The organism is Modestobacter italicus, from assembly GCF_000306785.1.
Classification (GTDB): domain Bacteria; phylum Actinomycetota; class Actinomycetes; order Mycobacteriales; family Geodermatophilaceae; genus Modestobacter; species Modestobacter italicus.
Genome location: NC_017955.1, coordinates 2,115,588 through 2,133,770, shown reverse-complemented (window position 1 = coordinate 2,133,770; position 18,183 = coordinate 2,115,588). Strand labels below are relative to the sequence as shown.

General features: G+C 74.7%; 17 protein-coding genes. 10 read left to right on the top strand and 7 right to left on the bottom strand.

The features are described 5' to 3' along the window. Positions 1 to 68 precede the first annotated feature (68 nt). A complete protein-coding gene (locus MODMU_RS10510) occupies positions 69 to 1,049 on the top strand; it encodes an alpha/beta hydrolase (RefSeq protein WP_014740210.1) in 981 nt (326 codons plus the stop codon). Beyond that, positions 1,046 to 2,218, top strand: coding sequence for a glycoside hydrolase family 1 protein (locus MODMU_RS10505; RefSeq protein WP_014740209.1), 1,173 nt, complete (start codon positions 1,046 to 1,048; stop codon positions 2,216 to 2,218). The genes MODMU_RS10510 and MODMU_RS10505 overlap by 4 nt, the downstream gene beginning before the upstream one ends. Positions 2,219 to 2,231: 13 nt before the next feature. Here MODMU_RS10505 and MODMU_RS10500 read toward each other — a convergent pair whose 3' ends face one another. Further along, positions 2,232 to 3,584 (bottom strand): transposase, encoded by a 1,353-nt coding sequence (locus MODMU_RS10500; RefSeq protein ID WP_014738960.1) that lies wholly within the window; start codon positions 3,582 to 3,584, stop codon positions 2,232 to 2,234. Between the two features lie 80 nt (positions 3,585 to 3,664). Continuing rightward, on the bottom strand, positions 3,665 to 4,675 hold the full coding sequence (locus MODMU_RS10495) for a zinc-dependent alcohol dehydrogenase (protein ID WP_014740208.1): 1,011 nt from the start codon (positions 4,673 to 4,675) through the stop codon (positions 3,665 to 3,667). On the opposite strand from MODMU_RS10495, the gene MODMU_RS10490 reads away from it, so the two are divergent. After that, a complete protein-coding gene (locus MODMU_RS10490) occupies positions 4,674 to 6,404 on the top strand; it encodes a dihydroxy-acid dehydratase (protein ID WP_231851831.1) in 1,731 nt (576 codons plus the stop codon). The two genes, MODMU_RS10495 and MODMU_RS10490, sit on opposite strands and share 2 nt — an antisense overlap. A 1-nt stretch (position 6,405) precedes the next feature. On the opposite strand, the gene MODMU_RS26935 is transcribed toward MODMU_RS10490, so the two are convergent. After that, on the bottom strand, positions 6,406 to 7,167 hold the full coding sequence (locus MODMU_RS26935) for a dihydrodipicolinate synthase family protein (RefSeq protein WP_014740206.1): 762 nt from the start codon (positions 7,165 to 7,167) through the stop codon (positions 6,406 to 6,408). A gap of 133 nt (positions 7,168 to 7,300) precedes the next feature. On the opposite strand from MODMU_RS26935, the gene MODMU_RS10480 reads away from it, so the two are divergent. The 6 genes from MODMU_RS10480 (at position 7,301) to MODMU_RS10455 (ending at position 13,958) form a co-directional block, all read left to right on the top strand. Further along, positions 7,301 to 7,861 (top strand): quercetin 2,3-dioxygenase, encoded by a 561-nt coding sequence (locus tag MODMU_RS10480; protein ID WP_014740205.1) that lies wholly within the window; start codon positions 7,301 to 7,303, stop codon positions 7,859 to 7,861. Between the two features lie 85 nt (positions 7,862 to 7,946). Then, the gene (locus tag MODMU_RS10475) at positions 7,947 to 8,858 is read left to right on the top strand and encodes an alpha/beta hydrolase (RefSeq protein ID WP_014740204.1); all 912 of its coding nucleotides are present in this window, start codon (positions 7,947 to 7,949) and stop codon (positions 8,856 to 8,858) included. Next, on the top strand, positions 8,855 to 9,706 hold the full coding sequence (locus MODMU_RS10470; protein WP_014740203.1) for a fumarylacetoacetate hydrolase family protein: 852 nt from the start codon (positions 8,855 to 8,857) through the stop codon (positions 9,704 to 9,706). Before MODMU_RS10475 ends, MODMU_RS10470 begins: the two co-directional genes overlap by 4 nt. After that, positions 9,696 to 10,943, top strand: coding sequence for a DUF3500 domain-containing protein (locus MODMU_RS10465; protein WP_041795164.1), 1,248 nt, complete (start codon positions 9,696 to 9,698; stop codon positions 10,941 to 10,943). The genes MODMU_RS10470 and MODMU_RS10465 overlap by 11 nt, the downstream gene beginning before the upstream one ends. 154 nt (positions 10,944 to 11,097) lie before the next feature. Continuing rightward, positions 11,098 to 12,726: an FAD-dependent monooxygenase gene (locus tag MODMU_RS10460; protein WP_014740201.1), complete on the top strand. Its 1,629-nt coding sequence runs from the start codon at positions 11,098 to 11,100 to the stop codon at positions 12,724 to 12,726. 161 nt (positions 12,727 to 12,887) lie between these two features. Then, positions 12,888 to 13,958, top strand: a complete 1,071-nt coding sequence (locus MODMU_RS10455) for a Gfo/Idh/MocA family protein (RefSeq protein WP_041795162.1) — start codon at positions 12,888 to 12,890, stop codon at positions 13,956 to 13,958. A gap of 3 nt (positions 13,959 to 13,961) precedes the next feature. On the opposite strand, the gene MODMU_RS10450 is transcribed toward MODMU_RS10455, so the two are convergent. From MODMU_RS10450 to MODMU_RS10435, 4 genes are all read right to left on the bottom strand, one after another. Beyond that, entirely contained in the window at positions 13,962 to 14,312 is a 351-nt protein-coding gene (locus MODMU_RS10450; protein ID WP_014740199.1) for a VOC family protein, read from the bottom strand. 93 nt (positions 14,313 to 14,405) lie between these two features. Continuing rightward, on the bottom strand, positions 14,406 to 16,163 hold the full coding sequence (locus MODMU_RS10445) for a carbohydrate-binding domain-containing protein (protein WP_014740198.1): 1,758 nt from the start codon (positions 16,161 to 16,163) through the stop codon (positions 14,406 to 14,408). Continuing rightward, positions 16,160 to 16,954, bottom strand: a complete 795-nt coding sequence (locus tag MODMU_RS10440) for a polyphosphate polymerase domain-containing protein (protein WP_014740197.1) — start codon at positions 16,952 to 16,954, stop codon at positions 16,160 to 16,162. Before MODMU_RS10440 ends, MODMU_RS10445 begins: the two co-directional genes overlap by 4 nt. Further along, a complete protein-coding gene (locus MODMU_RS10435; protein ID WP_014740196.1) occupies positions 16,951 to 17,547 on the bottom strand; it encodes a DUF4956 domain-containing protein in 597 nt (198 codons plus the stop codon). Before MODMU_RS10435 ends, MODMU_RS10440 begins: the two co-directional genes overlap by 4 nt. A gap of 169 nt (positions 17,548 to 17,716) precedes the next feature. Between MODMU_RS10435 and MODMU_RS10430 the strand changes: the two genes are divergently transcribed. After that, positions 17,717 to 18,148: a VOC family protein gene (locus MODMU_RS10430; RefSeq protein ID WP_014740195.1), complete on the top strand. Its 432-nt coding sequence runs from the start codon at positions 17,717 to 17,719 to the stop codon at positions 18,146 to 18,148. Positions 18,149 to 18,183 lie beyond the last annotated feature (35 nt).

Sequence of the window (18,183 nt, the reverse complement as noted above, 5' to 3'; positions counted from 1 at the left end):
GATCACGGTGAGCGGCGTCACGCATGCTCGCGGCGAGCTGACACCGCTGTCGACCACCGAGGAGCGCCGTGCCGATCCACCCTGCCATCGCGTCGAACTTCCACCTGCTCGAGGGCCTGACCTCCTTCGAGGCGGCGATGGCCGACCCGGACCAGCGCGCCCGGCTGGACGAGTTCATGTCGATCACCGGCGCCCCGCTACCGCCGCAGGTGCGGACCCGGGACGAGACGGTCGACGGCCCGCACGGCCCGGTCCCGGTGCGCGTCTACCTGCCCGACGGCGACGACGCCGACCGGCCGGGCCTGGTGTGGCTGCACGGCGGCGCGTTCCTCGGCGGCGACCTGGATATGCCCGAGGCCGACTGGACCGCCCGGCAGATGGCCGACCGCGCCGGGGCCGTGGTGGTGAGCGTCGACTACCGGCTCTGCCACGGCGGTGTGCACCACCCGGTGCCGCACGACGACGTCGTGGCCGCGTTCCGCTGGACCCGGGACAACGCCGACGCGCTCGGCATCGACCCGGCCCGGCTCTCGATCGGCGGCGCCAGCGCCGGCGGCAACCTCGCCATCGGCGTGGCACTCAAGCTGCGCGACGCCGACGGGCGGCCGCCGGCGGCGCTGCTGCCCATCTACCCGGTGGCGCACGCGGTGCTGCCCCCCGCGTCGGCCTCGCTGGCCGCCAAGATGGCCGAGGTCCCGGCGCTGCTGCGGTTCCTGCCGAAGGACACCGACTTCTTCAACACCAACTACCTGGGCGGGCCGCTGTCGTCGGCCGACGGCTACGCGTTCGGCGCGCTCGCCGTCCTCGACGGTCTCTGCCCGACGCTGGTGATCAACGCCGAGTACGACGACCTGCGCAGCTCCGGGGAGGCGTTCGTCGCGCAGCTCGCGCTTGCCGGCGTCGACGTCCGCCAGGTCACCGCGGTCGGCATGCTGCACGGCTTCCTCAACACCCGCCCGGACATCGGGCCGGTCGACTCTGCCCTGACCCTCATGGCCGACGTCGTCGCGACCGCGCGCATCCCCGAGACCCTGGAGGTCCCCGCATGACCACCTTCCCCGACGGTTTCCTCTGGGGCACGGCCACCGCCGCGCACCAGGTCGAGGGCGGCAACGTCAACAACGACCACTGGGAGATGGAGCACGCCCCGCACTCCCCGTTCGTCGAGTCCAGCGGCGACGCCTGCGACTCCTGGCACCGCTGGGAGGAGGACCTCGACCTGGTGGCCGGGGCCGGGCTGGACACCTACCGGTTCAGCCTGGAGTGGAGCCGGATCGAGCCCGAGGAGAGCGAGGTCTCCCGCGCAGCACTGGACCACTACCGGCGCATCGTCGACGGCTGCCGGGACCGCGGGCTCACCCCGATCGCCACCCTGGTGCACTTCACGATGCCGCGCTGGCTGATGCACGACGGCGGCTGGACGGGCCCGAAGACCGGCGACCGGATCGCCCGGTTCACCGAGCTGGCGCTGCCCGCCGTCCGCGACGCGGCGTACGTCGCCACGCTCAACGAGCCGAACCTGATGGCCGTCCAGCCGGTCATCGGCGGGATGGCCCGCCGCGGCGAGGAGATCAAGGGTCTGCCGGTGCCCGACCAGGCGGTCTCGGAGGCGCTGATCGGCCTGCACGGCCGCAGCATGGAGGTGCTCCGCGGCGCCGGGTCACCCCCGGCCGGGATGACGATCGTCGGGCTGGAGTACATCGACGAGGGCGGCGGCGCGGAGCACCTGGAGTCCGCGCGCACCGCGATGATGGACCAGTTCCTGCACGCCGCGGCGGGCGACGACTTCATCGGGCTGCAGATCTACACCGCGCAGCGGTTCGGTGCCGACGGGCTCATCGCCCCGCCGGCGGACCAGCAGACGCTGGCGCACGGCATGGAGCGCCGTCCCGAGGCGCTGGGCGCGGCTGTCCGGCACGCCGCCTCGGTGCTGCCGGACACCCCGTTGCTGGTCACCGAGAACGGGATCGCCACCGCCGACGACTCCGACCGCATCCGGTTCACCACCGACGCGCTGCGGGGGCTGGCCGCGGCGATCGCCGACGGCGCGGACGTGCGCGGCTACGTGCACTGGAGCCTGCTGGACAACTTCGAGTGGATGCTCGGCTTCGCCCCCACCTTCGGGCTGGTTGCGGTGGACCGCGGGACGTTCGTCCGGACGCCGAAGCCGAGCCTGGCCTGGCTGGGCGAGATCGCGAAGCGCAACGGGCTGGAGTGAGCCGTCGGTAGCGTCAAGCAGCGTTGAAGTTCAGCGTCTTGATGTTGAAGGCGATGGCGTTGGGTGGGCGTAGGGACTGGGTCAGTGTGGTCCACGCCGGGTGGTCGGTCATCTGGGCCAGCTTCACGGTCAGCAGGTCGCGTAGGCCTTCGATGGACCAGCGGCTGCCGCCGATGTCGGTGCGGGCGTTGAGTTCGCGCATGACCCGCTCGAGGACACCGGAGCCGAGTTCGGGTCCGCCGAGGTGGGCCAGGCGGGCGCGGAGTTCGGGGCGCAGGCAGGTGAAGACCTGGTCGCGGGCGCCGGCGAGCAGCTCACCGGCGGCGTGGTGGCCCTCGGCGGTGACACTCGCGGTGAAGGCGTCGTAGGCGGCCAGCGCCTGGGCGTGGGTGAGGCGTTCACGGGCGACCCGGTGCAGAAGGTCGGTCAGCTCGGTGCGCCTGGTGTTGGCCCAGGCTGCTGGTGCCTTGTCGGCGTAGAGGGCCCAGCGCAGTGCGCGGGGCAGGTGCCACCAGCAGCGCTGGATCGGCACGTCGGGCCACAGCGTCTGGGCCAGCGTGGTGATCGCCAGTTCACCGTCGACGACGACCATCGCCGGCGGGCGCAGGTCGCGGAGCTGGTCGGCCATCGCCGACCACGGTTGGCCCACGGTCAGCCCGAGCAGGGTCGTGGTGGCCCGCCGCCGCCGGCGCGGCCCGCCCCTCCCGGTCACGCCCAGGGCGATGTTGCCGTTGACGCCCAACCGGCGCCGCCCCGCACGCATCCCGGTGCCATCGAAGATGACCACCTGGGCACCGGCGGGCGCTCCGGGCACGTCCGGGCGCCCGACGCCATCGAGCAGCGGCGCCAGATCGGCCACCGCGGCATGCGCCCGCCCGGCCGAGCCCGGCAGCCCGAAGGAGGCGGCGACCGCACCGGCCCGGGCGAAGGACATCTGCGTGGCCAGCTCGGCCAGTTCCACCATCAGCCGGTCGGTGCGCCTCTTGCCCGACAGATCCAGCAGCAGGAGCAGTGGGGCGAACACCCGCCGGCAGGACCGGCAGCCGACGTTGGCCAGCCGGATCTCCACCACCCCCGCGGCGGTGCTGAACTTCCGCAGCCGGGTGCGCTTGCCCTTGCGCTCGAAGTCGCTCATCACCCCACACCCCGGGCAGCCGAACGGCGCCGGCAGCTCCCGCACCGGCAGCCACTTCCGGCCACACACCCGATCGATGAGCCTGTCCTGCAGCTCCTCCAACGCCGCAGCCAGGGCTGCCGCCGGCAGTTCCTCGCGCATCGCCACCGCCCATGCCTCCAGCTGCGACCAGCTCAGCGACCCACCGAGCTCAGGCAGCTCCGCGGTCAGGGCGAGAGTAGTGACCGGCATGTGATGACTCCTCGGAACCGAGAGCCATCACCTCAAGTCAAGATCCGAGAACTTCAACGCTGCCCCGTGCTACCGAGCCGTCAGGCCCGCGGGTCGACGTGGACCTTCGGGCCACGGCCCGCGGGCCGCTCCCCGGCGAGCACGGCACCCACCTGCTCGAGGCCCACGGTCGCCGCCACGAGCGGCCGCGGGTCCACCGCGCCGCCGGCGTAGGCGGCGATCGTGGCGTCCAGGCCCGGGGACCCGGACAGGACGCCGACGGCGGTGACGTCCTTGAGCAGCAGGGTCCGGGTGTCGACGGTGCTCGGCGTGCCGGCGATGCCGATGCAGACCACCCGCCCGCCCGGCTCTACGAGGTCCACCGCCAGCGCCGGTGAGCCGGGCGCGGTCGAGGCGTCGACGACGGCGTCGAGGGGCAGCGCCGGCCGGGTCCGGGCGGCGTCGAAGCCGAGCCCGCGGGCGAAGTCCAGGGAGGCGTCGGTGACGCCCAGCAGGTGGACCTCGACCCCGGCCGCGCGCAGGAACATCGCCGTCAGCAGGCCGATCGTCCCGGGGCCGATGACCAGGGCCCGGTCACCGGCCCCGACCTCCGCGGCGTGCGCCGCCCGCCAGGCGTTGCCGCCCGGCTCGACCAGCGCGCCGAGGACCGGGTCGACGGTGTCCGGGAGCTCCTTCACCGACCAGGCGGGCACGGCGAGCCGTTCGGCGAGCGCACCGGCCCGGCCGCCGCGGATGCCCACCTCCTGCCGGTCCTCGCACACGTGCTGCCGCCCCCGGCGGCAGCGCCGGCAGGTGCGGTCGCCCAGCATCGTGTCGCCCGTGACCCGACGGCCCAGCCAGGCCGGGTCGACGCCGGCGCCGACCTCGCGGACCCGGCCGGACCACTCGTGCCCGGGCCGCAGCGGGTACGAGGAGTGGCCGGTCTGCAGGTAGGACAGCTCCCCGGTGAACAGCTCGACGTCGGTGCCGCAGACCCCGGCGCGCTCCACCTCGACGACGACCTCGCCGGGCGTCGCCTCCGGGACGGGCACCTCGCGCACGGAGCACTCCCCCGGACCGGTGAGGACGACGGCTCGCATGGTCCCGGACATGAGGGACAGGATGTCGGCCGTGGCCCTCCGCAGCACGCAGTGGTACTCCGGCGACGTCCGCAACGCCTACATCCACCGGGCGTGGATGCGCCGCGGCGCACCGGACGACGCGTTCGACCGGCCGCAGATCGCCATCGCGAACACCGCCTCGGACCTCGTGCCGTGCAACCGGCACCTGACCGAGGTGGCCGCCGCGGTGCGCGACGGCGTCCACGCCGCCGGCGGTACGCCGCTGGAGCTGCCGGTGATGGGCCTCGGTGAGACGCAGGTCCGGCCGACGGCGATGCTGTGGCGCAACCTCGCCGCGATGCAGATGGAGGAGGCGTTCCGCGCCAACCCGGTCGACGGGCTGGTGCTGCTCGGCGGCTGCGACAAGACGATCCCCTCGCTGCTCATGGCCGCCGCGTCGGTCGACCTCCCCGCTGTCGTCGTCCCCGGCGGCCCGATGCTGACCGGCACCTTCCGCGGGGTGCCCCTGGGCTGCGGCACCGACGTGTTCCGGCTGTCGGAGGAGGTGCGGGCCGGCACGCTCTCGGCGGAGGACTTCACCCGCTCGGAGTCGGCGATGATCCGCAGCCGCGGCCACTGCAACACGATGGGCACCGCCTCGACGATGGCGCTGGTGGCCGAGGCCCTGGGCACCGTCGTCCCGGGGCTGGCCGGCACCCCGGCCGCCGACAGCCGGTTGCTGGAGGCCGCGCACGGCACCGGCCGGCTCGTCGTCGAGATGGTGGCCGCCGACCGCCGCCCGTCGACCTTCCTGACCCGGGCCTCGTTCGCCAACGCGATCGTGGCGCTGGCCGCGATCGGCGGCTCCACCAACGCCGTCGTCCACCTGCTGGCGATCGCCGGGCGGCTGGGCATCGACCTCACCCTCGACGACTTCGACCGGATCGGGTCCGGGGTGCCGGTGCTGGTGGACCTGCTGCCGGCCGGCCGGTTCCTCATGGAGGACCTGCACCGCGCGGGCGGTCTGCTCGCGGTGCTCGGCGAGGTGCGCGACCTGCTCGACCCCTCGGCGCTGACCGTCACCGGCCGGCCGCTCGTCGACCACCTGGACGACGCCCCGGTCTGGGACCCCGAGGTCATCCGGCCGCGCCGGGCGCCGCTGGTCGACCACGGCGGCATCGCCGTCCTCCGGGGCAACCTCGCCCCGGGCGGCGCGGTGGTGAAGCCGGCCGCCGCGTCACCGCACCTGATGCGGCACCGCGGCCGGGCGGTCGTCTTCGACTCGATCGAGGACTTCCACGCCCGCATCGACGACCCGGACCTCGACGTCGACGCCGACTCGGTGCTGGTGCTGCGCGGCTGCGGGCCCAGGGGCTACCCGGGCATGCCCGAAGTGGCCAACATGCCGCTGCCGCGGAAGCTGCTCGAGCAGGGGGTGCGGGACATGGTGCGCGTCTGCGACGGCCGGATGTCCGGCACCGCCTACGGCACCGTCGTCCTGCACGTGGCCCCGGAGGCCGCGGCCGGCGGCCCGCTCGCCCTGGTCCGGACCGGGGACGTGATCAGCCTGGACGTCGCGGCGCGCCGGATCGACGTCGAGGTGGACGACGCCGAGCTGGCCGCCCGCACCCCGAGCGAGGCCACGACCGCCGCCTTCGCCCGGCCCGCGCGGGGCTGGGAGCGGCTCTACGTCGACCACGTGCTGCAGGCCGACACCGGCGCCGACCTGGACTTCCTCCGCGGCTCCAGCGGGTCGCAGGTCAGCCGCGAATCACACTGACTCAGAGACCGACCCGGGTGACGACGGAGGTGCCGAAGCGCTCGGCGGCGGCGCGCTTGTAGCCGGCGGGGAAGTCGACGGCGGCCGCCCGGTCGGCTGCCTGGGCCCGCACCTGGGCGGCACCGTTCCCGGCGAACGCCGCGACGCAGTCCTCGGGGGCCGCGTTGGCCGCCGCCACCAGACCCCCGGCCGCACCGGTCGTCCCGCACAGGCCGAGCAGGCTGGTCGCACCGGTGTACAGGTCGCCGGGGAAGACCTCCCGCTCGTGCAGCATCCGGGCGGCGTCGCCGGAGGAGTCCTTCAGCCCGCTCACCGGCAGCTCGGGCAGCAGGTCGACGGGGATGCCGGGCTGCGACGCGCCCGGGAAGTGGTAGGCCAGCAGCGGACCGGTCGCCGCCTTGGCGATCGCCTCGTAGTACGGCCGCGGGTCGGCGACCCCGGGCGGGGACAGCGCGAGGACGGCGTCGGCGCCGGCGGCGAAGGCGCGCTCGGTCAGCTCCGCGGCCTGCCGCCCGGTCGGTGCACCGGTGCCCGCGAGCACGGGCACGTCGGCGGGCAGGCCGGCACGGACGGCGGTGATGAGCTCGTCGCGCTCGTCCGGGGTGAGCGTGGCCGCCTCCCCCGTCGTCCCGGCGACGAGGACGCAGCGCACGCCGAGCCCGGCCAGCCGCGCCGCGAGGTCGGCGGTGACCGGCGCGTCCAGGGTGCCGTCGGGGCGGAAGAGGGTGACCAGGGCGACGCCGACGCCGGTGAACAGGGGCATGCAGGCATCCTGCCCCTCCCCGGCGGCTCCGCGCCCGAGGATCGTTGCCGCTGAATGGCACAGCCCTGGGTGCTGGTGACCCCGGTCACCGAAGCTCGGACCAGTCAACGCCGACCCTCACCCGGGAGCAGCCATGAGCTTCGAGTACCTGATCGACCCCGCGAAGGGTCCGCAGTGGCAGGGCGTGCTGCCCGGCAAGCCGCAGCCCTACGTCCTCCGCCGCGGCGAGGGCGAGCACGCCAAGCTCTTCGGCGACGTGTTCACCGTGCTCCTCTCCGGCGACGAGACCGAGAACCAGTTCGGCATCATCACCAGCAGCTCCCCCGCCGGCGACGTCATCCCGACGCACTCGCACAACGCGACCCACGAGACGTTCTACGTGCTCGAGGGCAAGGTCCGGCTGTTCTTCGAGGACGGCGAGGGCGCCAAGCAGTCCCAGCTGCTCACGCCCGGCGACTTCGGCTACGTGCCGGCCGGCTTCGCGCACGCCTACCAGATCGTGGAGGACGCCCGGATGATGGGCACCCTCTCCGGCGGGTTCGAGCGGTTCTTCCAGCACATGGGCACGCCCACGGACTCGACGAGCCCTGACCAGCCGCCGTTCATCCCCGACTTCCCGCGCATGCAGGCGGCCGCGCAGCAGCACAACATGCAGTTCATGCGCGACTTCGAGTGGCCCGAGCCCACCGCCTGACCCGCGCTTCCCGCCACCCGTCCCCCGGGTTCGGCGCCGAACCCCGTGCAGGGTTCGGCGCCGAACCCGTGTCCTGAGGAGGACCGTGCCCGCCCCCGCCCTGCCGCTGCCCCCGCCTGCCCACGCCGCGCCGCTGCCGCCCGCCCGGACCGGCGCCGGCGGTGTCCGGGTGCTCACCGGCGTGCCGTACGCGGCGCTGCCCGGCGCGCGGCCGCTGGAGCTGGACCTGTACCTCCCGGCGGACACAGGCCCCGCGCCGGTCGTGGTGTTCCTGCACGGCGGCGGCTGGCGGCTGGGCAGCCGGCACACCGCCGGGCCCGCCTACCGGGACGCCGACCCGACCCCGTTCGAGCGGGTCGCGCAGGCCGGCGTCGCGGTGGCGAGCGTGGACTACCGGCTCTCCGGCGAGGCGATCTGGCCCGCCCAGCTGCACGACGCCAAGGCCGCCGTCCGCTGGCTGCGCTCCCGCGCGGCGGAGCTGGGTCTGGACGCCGACCGGATCGCCTCGTGGGGCGAGTCGGCCGGCGGGCACCTGGCCGAGCTGCTCGGCCTCACCCCGGACGACGCGGCGCTGGAGGGCGAGGTCGGCGTGACCGGCCCGTCGAGCCGGGTGGCCGCCGTCGCCGCCTGGTACGCCCCCAGCGACCTCGTCGGCTTCACCACCGACCTCGGCACCGACCCGACCGACCGCGGGACGCGGGAGGCGCAGCTGCTCGGCGCACCCGCGGCGGAGGTGCCCGACCGGGCAGCGCAGGCCAGCCCGGTCACCCACGCCTCCCCCGCCGCACCCCCCTTCCTGCTGCTGCACGGCCGGGCCGACCGGTTCGTCCCGTGCGTGCAGAGCGAGCGGCTCGCCGAGCGGTTGCCCGACGCCGAGCTGCACACCTACGACGGCGCCGACCACATGTGGCTCGGCGCCCCCGACGCGGCCACCGACGCGCTGGCCCGCACCGTCGCCTTCATGCGGCGGCACCTGATCGATGGGGACCCGGCATGAGGATCGTGGGCATCCGCCGCGAGGGCGGCCCGGTGGAGGTGGCCGCGCTGTCCGCGGACGGCGGACAGGTCACCGTGCTGGCCGGGCTGGCGGACTTCTGGGCGGACGCCGCCGGGCACCTGGCCGGCGAGGCGACCGGCGAGACCGTGGCCGCCGGCGACGTGGAGTTCGTGCCGCCGGTGCTGCCCGGCGCCCGGGTGATCTGCATCGGGCTGAACTACCTCAAGCACGTCGCCGAGGGCTCCTACGCCGCCGAGGGCGTCCCGCCGTACCCGACGCTGTTCGCCCGGTGGACCCAGTCGCTGACCGTGGACGGCGCTCCGGTGCCGGTGCCGGCCAACGAGGACGGGCTGGACTGGGAGGGCGAGGTGATGGTCTACGTCGGGCAGACCCTCCTCGACGCCACTCCGGAGCAGGCGCTGGCCGCCGTCGTCGGCTACTCGACCTTCAACGACCTCACCTCGCGGCGGGCGCAGAAGCTCACCTCGCAGTGGATCCTCGGCAAGAACGGGGACGACTCCGGGCCCCTCGGCCCGCTCGTGCCGGCCGCCGAGGTCGGCGACCTGCGCGACGGACTGCGGGTGCGGACCCGGGTCAACGGGGAGACGGTGCAGGACGGCACGACCGACCAGATGGTCTACACCGTCGGCGACACCCTCGCGCTGATCTCGCAGACGTTCACCCTGCGCCCCGGTGACCTGCTGGCCACCGGCACGCCGTCCGGCGTCGGCTACTCCCGCACCCCGCCGTGGCTGCTGCAGCCCGGCGACGTCGTCGAGGTCGAGGTCGACCGGCTCGGCGTGCTCCGCAACACCGTGGTGCCCAATGAGGCGCGCCATGAGCGGTGAGTTCCGGCAGTACCTCTTCTCGCACGACCACCCCCGGCTGGCCGAGGTCCGCGGCATGGACCCCTACGCGTACCGGGAGCACGCCCGCACCCCCGGCACCTTCACCGGCGGGCTGGTCGAGGGCTGGACTTCGCTGTACCTGTCCGAGTTCCGCGGGGTCACCTCCGACGGCGTGCTGCGCGAGGACCTGTACCCGCTCACCCCGGCCGAGCCCGGCGAGGAGGCGCCGGTGGCCGAGATGGTCGCGGCGGCGGAGGACCTCCTGGCCGCGCTGACCCCGGAGGACCGCGCCCGCGCCTGCTTCCCGGTCGACGCGCCGGAGTGGCAGACCTGGGCCAACCCGGAGTTCATGCAGTTCGACACCGGGCTGCGGTTGGAACTGCAGCCGCAGGAGGTCCGGGACAAGGCGCTCGCCCTGGTCGGGGCGTCGCTGTCGCCGGAGGGCTCCCGGCTGGTCACCGCGATGATGCAGATCAACGGCTTCCTCGGTGAGGTCGTCGACCTCGAGTCGGTCCTCAACGAGTGGTCCTACAACATCGCTGTCTACGGCACCCCCGACGAGCGCGCCCCCTGGGGCTGGCAGCTGTTCGGACACCACGCTGCGGTCAACTGCCTGGTCGTCGAGGGCCGGATGAGCGTGTCCCCGGTCTTCCTCGGCGCCGAGCCCGACGAGATCGACGCCGGCCCCCGCGCCGGGCTGCGCGACGTCTTCGCCGACCGGATCACCCTGGGCACCGACCTGATGGCCGCCCTCACCGACGAGCAACGCGCCGAGGCCACCGTGTACGCGCAGATGGTGGACCCGGCCATGCCCGCCGGCCGGGTGCACCCCGGCGACGAGCGGCACCTGGCCGGCGCATTCCAGGACAACCGGGTCATCCCGCTGGAGGGCGTCCGGGTCGCCGACCTGCCAGAGGCCGCGCAGCGAACGGCGCTGGCCATTGCGGAGGCCTTCGTGCGGCCGCTGCCCGAGGGGCCCCGCCGGGCCCGGCTTCGGGAGGTCGCCGCGCACCTGGACGAGACCTGGTTCTGCTGGATCGGCGGCTGGCAGCCCGGCGACGTCTTCTACTACCGCGTCCAGTCCCCGGTGCTCATCGCCGAGCTGGACCACCACTGCGGCGTCTTCCTCGACTACGACACCCCGCAGCCCTTCCACGTGCACACCGTGCTGCGCACCCCGCACGGCAACGACTACGGCCGGGCCTGGGTCCGGCAGTGGCAGGCCGGCCGGACCTGATCCCGGACGGGCCCGTCTCGCCCTGCCGGTCAATGGCATCGGGCTACGGCGACGTGACGCCCGCCACCGATGCTGGACCGGCGTCGCCGGCCCGGACGCCCGACGCCTCCCCCTCTCAGCCCACTGGGCACCGCAGCTCAGGACAGGAGACCCGATGACCGCCGTGCCTGCCTCCGTGCCGGTGCTGATCGTCGGCGGTGGGCCCAGCGGCCTGGCCGCCGCGATCGAGCTCGGCCGCCGCGGCATCGACGTGCTCGTCGTCGAGCCGCGCACCACGCTCGACCCGCTGCGCCCGCGCGCCAAGACGACCAGCGTGCGCACCATGGAGCACCTGCGCCGCTGGGGGCTTGCCGACCGGCTGCGCACTGCGGCGCCGCTGCCGGTCGCGCACGCGCAGGACGTCGTCTTCTGCACCGGGCTGTTCGGCCACGAGATCACCCGGTTCCCGGAGGCCTTCGGGCTGACGACGTCGCCGCGCGAGCTGTACGCCGAGGCCGGCCAGCAGGCCCCGCAGCCGCTGGTCGAGCAGGTGCTCCGGGACGCCGTCGCCGAGTTGCCCACGGTCACCACCCTGGTCGGCTGGCGGGCGGTGCAGGTCACCGACGGCCCGGACGCCGCGCAGGCCGTGCTGGAGGGTCCGGACGGCGAACGGCACGAGGTGCTGGCCGACTGGCTGCTCGGCTCCGACGGCAGCTCCGGGGTGAGCCGGCGCGCCGTCGGTGCGCGCTACGAGGGTTCCTCGGGCAGCCTGCCGAACCTGAGCGTCACCTTCCGGTCCGCGGACCTGGAGACCCGGGAGCTGTGCGCGCTCGGCGTGCACTACTGGGTCATCGGCGCCGAGCGCGGCGGGCTGATGGGCCGGCTGGACCTCGACGGCACCTGGTGGGCGATCGTCCAGGGCGTCGACGCCACCGCCGGGGACGTCGACCCGGTGGCGCTGGTGCGCGCCCTGGCCGGTGCCGACATCGACGTCGACGTGCTGGCCACCGACCCGTGGTCGGCCCGGATGCTGCTCGTGGACCGGTACCGCGGCCAGCGGGTGCTGCTGGTCGGCGACGCCGCGCACCTGAACCCGCCATGGGGCGGGCACGGGTTCAACACCTGCGTCGGCGACGCGGTCAACCTGGGCTGGAAGCTCGCCGCCGTGCTGCGGGGCTGGGCCCCCGAGGCGCTGCTGGACAGCTACGAGGCGGAGCGGCGGCCGGTCGCCGAGCGCACCATCGCCGCCGCCGGCGCCCAGGAGGCGTTCCTCGCGCCGTCCTTCGCCGCCGGGGACCTGGACGACGACGGGCGGCGCGGCGTGGAGCTGCGATCCGCCGTCGCCGCCGCGCTGGTGGTCAAGGACCCGGAGTTCCACAGCCTCGGCCTGGTGCTGGGCTACGACTACCCGGACTCGCCGCTCGTCGTCCCGTCGGGCGGGCCGCGGCCGGAGCCGATGGTGACCACCTACACCCCCTCGGCGCACCCCGGGGCGCGGCTGCCGCACACCTGGCTGCCCGACGGCCGCTCGGTCTACGACCTGCTGGGCGAGGAGTTCACCGTGCTGCAGCTCGGCCCGGACGCCGACCCCCGGCCGCTGGCCGAGGCCGCGGCCCGCGCCGACGTACCGCTGCAGGTCGTCGACCTCAGCGCGCACCCCCGGCTGCGCGAGCTGTGCGGCGCCGACCTGGTGCTCGTCCGCCCCGACCAGCACGTGGCCTGGCGTGGTGAGCACGTCGAGGACGCCGAGGCGCTGCTCGCCCAGGTCACCGGCGCCGCCCTCGCCACCGCCGTCCCGAACTGACGGCCCCACCGCCGAGAGCGCGCCTTTGGCGGGAGGTCCTGCCACTCGGCGATCGGGCGGCCGTACTTCGCCTCGATGGACGGGAAGTAGCTGGCCGGGCCCTTGGGTGCGTCGGTCACGCGGCGGATGCTGCCATGCCCGGCTCCCATAACGTGGGGCACGTGACCTCGCCGTTCATCGCCCGCCCCGAGCTCCTCGACGCCGACCCGCTGACCGCGACCGGGCGGCCCGTCCGGTGGGGCGTGGTGGCCACCGGCGCCATCGCCGCCACGGTGACCGCCGACCTGGCGCTGCTGCCCGACGCGGTGCTGCACGCGGTCAGCTCCCGGCGGGCCGACCGGGCCGCGGAGTTCGCCGAGCGGTTCGGTTTCGCCACCTCGTACTCCGACACCGACGAGCGGCTGGGCTACCAGGCGCTGTTCGCCGACCCCGACGTCGAGGCGGTCTACGTCGCCACGCCGCACGCCCAGCACGCCGAGGTGGTGGCCGCGGCGCTGCGGGCCGGCAAGGCGGTGCTCTGCGAGAAGCCGCTGACCATCAACGCCCGGGAGACGCAGCAGCTCGTCGACCTGGCCCGCGAGCACGACGTGTTCCTGATGGAGGCGGTCTGGACCCGGTTCCTGCCCTCCTTCCAGCGCGCCCTGGAGATCGCCACGTCCGGGGAGATCGGCACCGTGCAGTGGGTCGGCGCCGAGATCGGCTTCCGCGCCCGGCAGGACCCGGCCAGCCGGCTGTGGGGCCGGGCCGACGGTGGCGGCGCCCTGCTCGACCTCGCCGTGTACCCGCTGCTGTGGGCCTGGGGCACCCTCGGGCTGCCCGAGGCAGTGACGGCGCTGGGCACGCTGAACGCCGAGGGCGTCGACGCGCAGAATGCGCTGACCTTGATCTACGCCTCCGGCGCGCAGGCCCAGATCACCACCTCGCTGCTGGCCCGGTCGCCGAACACCGTGATCGTCGCCGGCAGCGAGGGCTGGGTCCGGGCGCAGGGGCCGGACGCCGTCTACCGGCCGACCCGGCTGGACGTCGAGGTGAGCAAGGGCGAGGTGCGCACCGAGGAGTTCGAGCTGGTCGGCTCCGGCTACGTGCACGAGCTGCGCGAGGTCACCCGCTGCCTGCAGCAGGGGCTCACCGAGAGCCCGGTCATGCCGCTGGAGCACTCGCTGGCCACCATGCGGCTGCTCGACGGCGTCCGCGCGCAGCTCGGCGTCGTCTACCCCAACGACGAGCGCTGACCCTCAGCCGGCGTGCCCGGCGATGTTGACCACCGTTCCGTCGGGGGCGCGGACGAAGAACCGCACGCCCCACGCCTCGGTCGTCAGCGGGTGCACGATCTCGTACCCGAGCTGCTGGGCCTCGGCGTAGGCGGCGTCGACGTCGTCGGTCTGCACCGACATGGCCGAGTCCTCCGGCGCCGTCGCGTCCCGGGTGACCAGCTGGACGCTCGCCCCGGTGTCGGGTGAGGTGAACCGGGCGACCCAGCCCAGCGAGAACTCCTCGGTGCTCAGCCCGAGGAAGCCGGTGTAGAAGCCCTTCGCCTCCTCGACGTCGGGGACGCCGAGGTTGGTCAGGACGCGGATCGGGCGCATGCGGTCTCCCCGGGTGCGGCTCGTGCTCTGCTCACCACGGTGAGCAGAGCACGAGCCACCGGAGGACCACCAGCGGTGCGGTCGCGGGGTGGCTCAGTTGTCGCCGGGGCGTCCGCCGCCCATCGGCCCGCCACCCATGCCGCCCATGCCCGAGCCGGCCGCCGCCTCGCCCGCGGTGGCGGTGCCGGCGTCGGCGCCGTCGACGGTCACCGTGTAGGTCTCCCCCGCGGTGACGTCGGCGGAGGAGAACACGACCGCCTGCGCGTCCTTGGTCACCACGGTGGAGCCGACGACGGTGCCGTCGGCGGCGACGAGCTGCACGGTGTCGCCGGCCGCAGCCGTCGAGGTCAGGACGGCGGAGACCCAGCCCTGCGTCGAGGAGCTGTCCGGGGAGACGAGCATCCCGGAGCTGCCGGTGGCCAGCAGCGTCCCGCCGGAGACCACGAAGGTGCCGTTCACGTCGAGCGCGCCGTTGCCGGCGTCGGTCGGTCCGCTCACCGTGACGGTGCCGCCGGTCATCGTGGCCGACCCGTTGGAGTCCAGCCCGTCGCCCCCGGAGTCGACGGTCAGCGTGCCGCCGCTGATGGTCAGCAGCACGTCCTGCGCGCCCTCGCCGCCGCCCTGCATGGCGCCGGAGCTCGTCGTCCCGTCGGACACGTTGACGCCGTCGTCGGAGGCGGTGACGTCGACGTCCCCACCGGCGACGGTCACCGCCGCGCTCTCCAGGCCCTCGTAGGAGCCGGTGACGGTGAGGGTGCCGCCGGCGATGGTGAGGTCGGTGTCGGCGTGCACGCCGTCGTCGCCGCTGGCCAGGGTCAGCGTGCCGTCGGTGATGCGCACCGCGCCGTCGCTGCCCACGGCGTCGTCGGCGGCGTCCACGTCGACCGTGCCGCCACCGACCACCACGCTGACGTCGCCCTTCAGGCCCTTGGCGGAGGCGTCGTCGGCCACGGTCTGCGCGCTGCCGCCGCCCGCGGTGACGTCGAGCGTGCCACCGCCGACGAGCACGTCGGTGACCGCCTGGACGCCGTCGCCACCGGCGGTGACGGTGACCGTGCCGCCGGCCAGGTACACGTAGCCTGCCGCCGCGTCCTCGGCGTCGTCGGCCTTGAGCCCGTCGCCGCCGGCGGTGACGGTGAGGGTGCCGTCCCGGACGACGAGCAGGTCCTTGCCGCGGATGCCGTCGTCCACCGCGTCGACGGTGATCGTGCCGGACTGGACGACCAGGGCGTCCTTGCCGGCGATGCCGTCGTTCGCGTTGCCGGTGACGGTCAGCGCGCCGGTGCCGGTGATCGTCAGGTCGGCGGCGCTGTACAGCGCGGCGTTGGGCTCCTCGTCGGCGGCGGCGTACTGCGCGGCGTCGGCGAGGGAGTTGCTCGACCCGTCGGCCAGCACGACCACCGCAGACTCCGCGCGCATCACCGCGAGCGCCGCGGTGGTGCCGGAGGTGATGTCGGCGCCGTCCAGGACGAGGGTCACCGCGCCGTCGGTGTCGACGACGACCTGGCCGGCCAGCGTGCCGCTGAGCACGTAGTTCCCGGCCGCGCCGATGGTGACCGTGCCGTCGGCGAGGGTGACACCCGCGGCGTCGGTGGAGTCGGCGGACAGGTCGACCGCGACCGCGTCCGCGGCGTCGTAGGCCGCGGCGTCCGGGTCGTCGGTGGCGGCCGCGTTCGCCGCCAGCGCGTCGGTGACGGTGGTGCCGACACTGCTGGCGACGGCGTCGGAGACGACGGCCGAGCTGTCCGCGGCGGCCGTGCTGGTGCCGGTGCTGCCCGACGCCGAGCACCCGGCGAGGACGGCGGCGAGGGCGACGGCAGAGAGGCCGTGCCGGAGCTTGGTGAGCTTCATGAGGCGGTGCGCTCCTGGGTGGTGTCGGTGGGGTGGAGGTCGAAGTGCCGGCTCAGCACCGGGTGCCACCGGTTGGCCGGGAGGTGCTGGTGCAGGGCGGCCAGCCCGGTGCCGTACTTGGACACCCGGGAGGGGCGGTGGCCGTGCCGCCAGAGCCACCGGTCGGCGGCGGACGGGGTGGAGCTGGACTTGGTCTCGACGACCGCCGTGCCGGCGAGGTCCAGCACCGGCCCACCGGGCACGACCCAGGTCAGGTCGGTGTCGACGGTGAGCCGGCTGGCGGAGGCGGGGAGGAAGAGCGTGGTGCGCTGGTACCGGGTGCCGAGCACCGGCTGCAGCCGCCCGGCGACGGCGTCGATCCCGGACCGGCCGAGGACGTCGTCGACGAACCGGCGGCGCTCGGGGTCCAGGCCGGGGGCGGCGCTGTCCTCGTCCGGCGTCCGCTCCTTCACCGTGCTGCCGCGGCTGCCGCGGGTCTTGACCTCGAGGTAGGCCTGGCCGGTGTCGAGGTAGCTGCGGCGGCGCACCTTGAAGCGCCGCCGCCGGCCCCGGGCGGCGAGGTGGTAGCTGGTCAGCTCGGGGGTGTCGAAGTACAGCGACCCGTAGCCGGAGTCCCGCTGCCCGCCGATCTCCAGCACCCGTGCCGCGCCGCCGAGGCCGGCCAGGACCTCCTCGGCGGTGCCGTGCGGGACCAGGTACTTGCGGTCGACGCGGGTCTGCAGCGCCGCCCGCTCGACCAGCTCGGCCAACCCGATCGGCTTGAGGTCCGCGGCGGTGCGCAGCGCCGTCACCGGACCACCGCGCCGAAGCGCGGGTCAGCGGCCGGAACGGCGGGGGTCGGCCGGTCCGCGGCCTGGTAGCGGACGTCGACCAGCGTCGTGTCGTTGACCAGGTCGACCCGCTGCACCGTCACCTGGTGCACCCGGGCGCCGAGCACACCCTCGAGGTGGGCGGTCAGCGCGGTCTCGTCGGTGAACGCGCGGTCCAGGAGCATCCCGTGCTGGCGGTACCGGCGCAGCAGCCGCGGGTGGCCGGCGACGTAGAGCACCGCGACGACCAGCGCCATCAGCGCCAGCGGCAGGGCCGGTCCTGTGCCGAGCCCGCCGAGCAGGCCGAGCGCGAGCGCGGAGAAGTAGTAGGCCACCTCGTGCTGGTCGAGCTCCGTCGAGCGCAGCCGGATGATCGACAGCACCCCGAACAGGCCCAGCCCGAGCCCCGCGCCGACCGTGCTGCCGGCCAGCACCGTGGCGACGGCGAGCACGCCGACGTTCACCGCCAGGTAGGCGACGACGAGGTCGCGGCGGCGGTGGCGCGGGAAGTAGACCCCGAACGTCAGCAGGCTGATCGCGACGAGGTCGGCGGCGGGCAGGAGGAACGGTGACATCGGCTTCCCAACGGTGGCGGTGAGGTGGACCGGCGACGACCGGGCCGGAGCCGTGCGGTGTCGCGCAGGTGCCACGGAACCGTCCGGCGCTGTCCCGGCACCGGACGTCCGCTGTGCCGTTCCTGTGCGCGATGCCCCTCGGGACGTGTCGCGGGTGTAGGACACCGGGATGACCACCAACCGCTCCGCGCCCTCGGCGACCGTCATCCCGGTGCTGACGTACCCGGACGTGCGGGCGGCCGTCGCCTGGCTGACCGACGCGTTCGGGTTCCGCGAGCGGGTGCGGATCGGCGAGGGGCACCGCGCCCAGCTGGCCGTCGGCGCCGACGGCGCGGTGATCGTCGCCGAGGCGAGCGGGGACCGGCGGCCACCGGTGGCCGGGCAGGTGACCTCCGAGCTCAAGATCCGGGTGGCCGACGTGGACGCCGTCTGCGCCCGCGCCCGCGCTCGGGGAGCCCGCGTGCTGCAGGAGCCGGTGGACCGGGAGTACGGCGAGCGCGAGTGCACGCTGGAGGACCCCGCCGGGCACCGCTGGGAGCTGACGCGCACGGTGCGGGACGTCGACCCCGAGGAGTGGGGTGGCCAGACCGTCGGCGGCTGACTTCACGTCCCGACGTCCCGGGGGCTGCCGGCCGG

Excerpts from the sequence above, each read along its gene's own strand:
- MODMU_RS10430 (WP_014740195.1), top strand. The coding sequence starts at position 17,717 with ATGACCACCAACCGCTCCGCGCCCTCGGCGACCGTCATCCCGGTGCTG.
- MODMU_RS10490 (WP_231851831.1), top strand. The coding sequence starts at position 4,674 with ATGAGGGACAGGATGTCGGCCGTGGCCCTCCGCAGCACGCAGTGGTAC.
- MODMU_RS10450 (WP_014740199.1), bottom strand. The coding sequence starts at position 14,312 with ATGCGCCCGATCCGCGTCCTGACCAACCTCGGCGTCCCCGACGTCGAG.
- MODMU_RS10465 (WP_041795164.1), top strand. The coding sequence starts at position 9,696 with ATGAGCGGTGAGTTCCGGCAGTACCTCTTCTCGCACGACCACCCCCGG.
- MODMU_RS10435 (WP_014740196.1), bottom strand. The coding sequence starts at position 17,547 with ATGTCACCGTTCCTCCTGCCCGCCGCCGACCTCGTCGCGATCAGCCTG.
- MODMU_RS10495 (WP_014740208.1), bottom strand. The coding sequence starts at position 4,675 with ATGTCCGGGACCATGCGAGCCGTCGTCCTCACCGGTCCGGGGGAGTGC.
- MODMU_RS10480 (WP_014740205.1), top strand. The coding sequence starts at position 7,301 with ATGAGCTTCGAGTACCTGATCGACCCCGCGAAGGGTCCGCAGTGGCAG.
- MODMU_RS10505 (WP_014740209.1), top strand. The coding sequence starts at position 1,046 with ATGACCACCTTCCCCGACGGTTTCCTCTGGGGCACGGCCACCGCCGCG.
- MODMU_RS10445 (WP_014740198.1), bottom strand. The coding sequence starts at position 16,163 with ATGAAGCTCACCAAGCTCCGGCACGGCCTCTCTGCCGTCGCCCTCGCC.
- MODMU_RS26935 (WP_014740206.1), bottom strand. The coding sequence starts at position 7,167 with ATGCCCCTGTTCACCGGCGTCGGCGTCGCCCTGGTCACCCTCTTCCGC.
- MODMU_RS10470 (WP_014740203.1), top strand. The coding sequence starts at position 8,855 with ATGAGGATCGTGGGCATCCGCCGCGAGGGCGGCCCGGTGGAGGTGGCC.
- MODMU_RS10460 (WP_014740201.1), top strand. The coding sequence starts at position 11,098 with ATGACCGCCGTGCCTGCCTCCGTGCCGGTGCTGATCGTCGGCGGTGGG.
- MODMU_RS10500 (WP_014738960.1), bottom strand. The coding sequence starts at position 3,584 with ATGCCGGTCACTACTCTCGCCCTGACCGCGGAGCTGCCTGAGCTCGGT.